Raw genomic sequence first — 4,188 nt, 5'->3', positions numbered from 1 at the left:
GCCTCGCTGAGCCCGTCCCGCGCGCCGGTCCGGCGCGCACGCCTCCGCGGCAACCGCGCCCGCAGCGCCCACGCGCGCGGGCGGCACGTCGTCACGCATCACTGCGGATGTCGGAAGGGAGGGGTGCCGGATCCTGTGACCAGCTCGCGGCCGCCCTCCCTGAGCGGGCTGTTGCGACATGCACGGCAACGTACCCGGAACGAACAGCAAGGAGGTGTATCGCATGGCGAAGGAGGAGACGAGCGCGCTGTACGACCTGCTCGCGATCAGGGGCGTCTCACGCCGGGACTTCCTCAAGTACTGCGGCTCGGTCGCCGCCGTCCTCGGACTCAGCGAGGCGATGGTCCCGCAGATCGCCGCAGCCGTCGAGAAGGCCGGCAAGCTCAAGCCGGTCCTGTGGCTCGCGCAGGGTCTCTGCACGGGCTGCACCGAATCGATGGCACAGGTCGACTCGCCGGACGTGCCGACGATCGTCCTCGACCTGCTCTCCCTGAACTACTGGGAGACGGTCATGGCCGCCGCCGGCGACCAGGCCAACGAGAACATCGAGAAGACGGTCGAGGCAGGCGGCTTCATCGCGATCGTCGAGGGCGCCGTGATGACCGGCTTCGAGGGCAACGCGCTCCGCATCGCAGGCAAGCCGGCGACCGAGGAGCTCGCGAAGATCCTCGCCAAGGCCGACGCGATCGTCGCGGTCGGCTCGTGCGCCGTGGACGGCGGCTGGGTGAAGGCGAACCCGAACCCCGCCGGCGGCATCGGCGTGGCCGAGTTCTGCAAGAACGAGGGCATCGCGGTCCCGGTCGTCAACGTGCCGACGTGCCCGGTCAACCCCGAGTGGGTCGTCGTGCTCGTCATCGACGTCCTGCTCCTCGGCAAGCTGCCGGAGCTGGACGCCAGCGGCCGGCCGAAGCTCATCTTCGGCTCGACCATCCACGACAACTGCCCGCGTCGTGGCCACTTCGAGAACAGCGAGTTCGTGGAGACCTTCGGGTCACCCGAGGAGGCCATGGGCTACTGCCTGTACAAGGTCGGCTGCAAGGGCCCGCAGACGCTGACGAACTGCCCGACCGTGCGGTGGAACCGCAGGGTCAGCTGGTGCGTCGAGTCCGGCTCCCCCTGCATCGGCTGCGGCGGGCTGAACTGGGTCGACAACTCGGCTCCGTTCGTCCAGCGGATGGCCGACGTCCAGCTGCCGGGCATCGGCGGCATGAGTCCCGACACCATCGGCATCGGCCTCGGTGCCGTCGCGGGCGGAGCGCTGCTCGTGCACGGCATCGCCCAGACGGTCACCGGACGCATGGGGCACGGCGCCCCCCTCGAGGACGAGAAGGGAGGCGGCGAGTAGATGCCTGAGTCAACCACGACCCCGACGGTCACCACGGCCGCACCGGTCACCACCGCGGCACCCGCCGCCGGCAAGAACGTCGTCATCGACCCCGTCACTCGCATCGAGGGTCACCTGCGGGTCGAGTGCGAGGTCACGGACGGCGTCGTCAGCAAGGCGTGGGTCTCGGCGTGCATGTACCGCGGCATGGAGACGATCCTGAAGGGCCGCAAGCCCGAGGACGCGTACTACGTCTCGCAGCGCATCTGCGGCGTGTGCCCGATCTCCCACGGCCACGCATCCACGATGGGCTCGGAGGCCGCGCTCGGCATCAAGATCCCGAAGAACGCCGTCATCATCCGCAACCTCATCGAGGCGGCCGAGTACCTGCACAGCCACATCCTGTGGTTCTACACGCTGACCGCGCTCGACTACGTCGACGTGGTCTCCGCGCTCTCCGCTGACGTGGCGAAGTGCTACGACCTGTGCCAGGATCTGGGCTTGGCGACCGCCGACTTCGGCGCGATCAAGACCCGCCTGTCGACGTTCGTGGCCGGCGGCCAGCTGTCCATCTTCACCAACGGCTACTGGGGCCACCCGGCGTACAAGCTGCCGCCGGAGGTCAACCTCATCGCCGTGGCCCACTACCTCGAGGCTCTCGAGATGCAGGCCGAGGCGGCCACGATCATCGCCGTCATGGGCGGGAAGTTCCCGCACTTCATGACGCAGCTGCCCGGCGGCTCGGCGTGGGTCCCGACCGAGGAGAAGCTCGACGACGTCGTCTTCCGCTTCACCAAGGTCAAGGAGTTCATCGACACGCGGCTCATCCCGGACACCCTGGCCATCGCGCCGTTCTACCTCGACGCGATCAACTACGGCACGGGCACCGGGAACATGCTCGCGTGGGGCGTCTTCGCCGACCCGGCCGCTCCGGACGACCGCAAGAAGCGGTTCCTGCCGAGCGGCGCGGTCTACACGGACGCGAAGAAGCCCGGCCCCGTCGACGTCAAGGCGGCCAAGCTCGCCGACGCCGACCCCGCCAAGGTCATGGAGTACGTCGAGCACTCCTGGTACAAGTCGCCGTCCACACTGAACCCGGCGCAGGGCGCCACCGAGGCGGACTTCACCGCCTACGACCTCGAGGGCAAGTACTCCTGGGCCAAGGCGCCGCGCCACGACGGCAAGTCCGTCGAGGTCGGGCCGCTCGCCCGCATGGTCGTGGCCTACTTCGCCGGCCGCCCGGAGGTCAAGAAGATCATCGACGGCACGCTGGCCAAGCTCGGCACGAGCGACCCGGGTGTGCTCTTCTCGCTTCTCGGCCGCATCGCCGCCCGGAACCTCGAGGCAGCGGTGGTCGCCGAGTGGGCTGTCGGCTGGTGCAACGACCTCGTCGCGGCCATCAAGGGCGGCGACAGCTCGTTCTTCACCACCGAGCGTGGCGACACCGGCTCGGGCGCCGGCCTGTGGGAGGCGCCGCGCGGCGCCCTCGGCCACTGGGTCGACGTCAAGGGCGGCAACATCGAGAACTACCAGGTCATCGCTCCGTCGACCTGGCTCGTGTCGCCGCGCGACGCGGACGGCAACATGGGCGCCATGGAGGCCGCGCTCGTCGGCACTCCCGTGGCTGACCCGACGAAGCCGCTCGAGCCCCTGCGGGTCGTACACAGCTTCGATCCTTGAATCGGCTGCGGCGTCCACGTGATGGACACCAAGACCGGCAAGGAAGCGACCGTCTTCAGCAAGCCGTACGGCATCGGGGGCTGAGGCCCATGTCTCACGGTGCATACAAGGAAGCCCACCCGTTCCCCGCGCGCGTGACGCACTGGATCCACTTGGTGTGCATGGTCGTGCTGGCGTTCACGGGCTTCTTCATCCACTTCCCGTTCTCGACCGCGAGCATGGAGCTCATGCGTTCGCTGCACTTCGTGTGCATGTGGCTCGTGCTGATCAACCTGGTGATCAGGTTCGTCCTGGTCTTCACGTTGAGGGACGCGAACGTGAAGGGCACCCGTGAGGTCGCCCCGGACTGGATCAACTGGATCCCCCAGCCCGAGAACAAGGGCAAGTTCCTTCGGACGATCGGGTACTACCTGTTCGTCGTGAAGAAGCACCCGAGGACGGGCAAGTACAACCCCCTGCAGAAGTTGGCGTACGTCGCCATGCAGGTGTTTCTGGTCCTCCAGGGCATCACGGGCTTCGCGATCTACGGCCCCACCGACCAGGTCTTCGCCGGCCTCACTGACGCCGTCGGCGGCCTGATGGTCATGCGGATGGCCCACTACTTCATCATGTGGGTGTTCATCCTCATCACCATGATCCACGTGTACCTCTCCTGCGCCGAGGACGTGGAGGCACTGCCTCTCATGTTCCTGGGCAAGGAGACGCCCGCGCCCGAGCACTAGGCTCGGCGCGGGAGCGCCCGCCGGGGCCCCGGGGCGTGTCACGCTCCGGGGCCCCGCCCCACGACAGGACGGATGCCGCCGTGACCGACGGACCGCAGAACGTGACGATACTCGGAGTCGGCAACCCGCTCGTCGGCGATGAGGGGGTCGGCATCCGCGCCGTCGAGGAACTGCTGCGCCTGTTCGACTTCCCCGCGAACGTGACCGTCATGGACGCCGGCACGATGGGGATGAGCATCCTCGGCCTCGTCCGCGGCGCCGACTACCTGGTGGTGCTCGACGCCGTCGATGGCACGGGGCACGATCCGGGCACGGTCGTGCTGCTCAAGGCGGACGACCTCGCGAGCAGCCAGGTCATGCACTCGCTCCACGACATGCGGCTCGTCGACGTGCTGCAGACCGCCGCGCTGACCGGCCGGATGCCTGACGCGGACTTCGTCGGAGTGCAGGTCGAGCTCCATC

The 4,188-nt window shown here is 68.3% G+C and carries 4 protein-coding genes; all 4 read left to right on the top strand.

Annotation, left to right across the window (positions count from 1 at the left end):
- The first annotated feature begins 178 nt into the window (after positions 1-178).
- On the top strand, positions 179-1,345 hold the full coding sequence (locus tag FDZ70_07005) for a hydrogenase small subunit (protein ID TLM74911.1): 1,167 nt from the start codon (positions 179-181) through the stop codon (positions 1,343-1,345).
- Entirely contained in the window at positions 1,346-3,004 is a 1,659-nt protein-coding gene (locus tag FDZ70_07000) for a nickel-dependent hydrogenase large subunit (GenBank protein ID TLM74910.1), read from the top strand.
- A gap of 89 nt (positions 3,005-3,093) precedes the next feature.
- Entirely contained in the window at positions 3,094-3,726 is a 633-nt protein-coding gene (gene cybH, locus FDZ70_06995) for a Ni/Fe-hydrogenase, b-type cytochrome subunit (protein TLM74909.1), read from the top strand.
- Positions 3,615-4,188, top strand: a 574-nt coding sequence (locus tag FDZ70_06990; protein TLM74908.1) for a hydrogenase maturation protease, incomplete at its 3' end; no start/stop codon positions are given. The genes cybH and FDZ70_06990, both read left to right, overlap by 112 nt.

Source organism: Actinomycetota bacterium, assembly GCA_005774595.1.
Taxonomy (GTDB): Bacteria; Actinomycetota; Coriobacteriia; order Anaerosomatales; family D1FN1-002; genus D1FN1-002.
The sequence above is the reverse complement of the archived record's forward strand: the minus strand, read 5'-3'. Positions and strand labels throughout refer to the sequence as shown.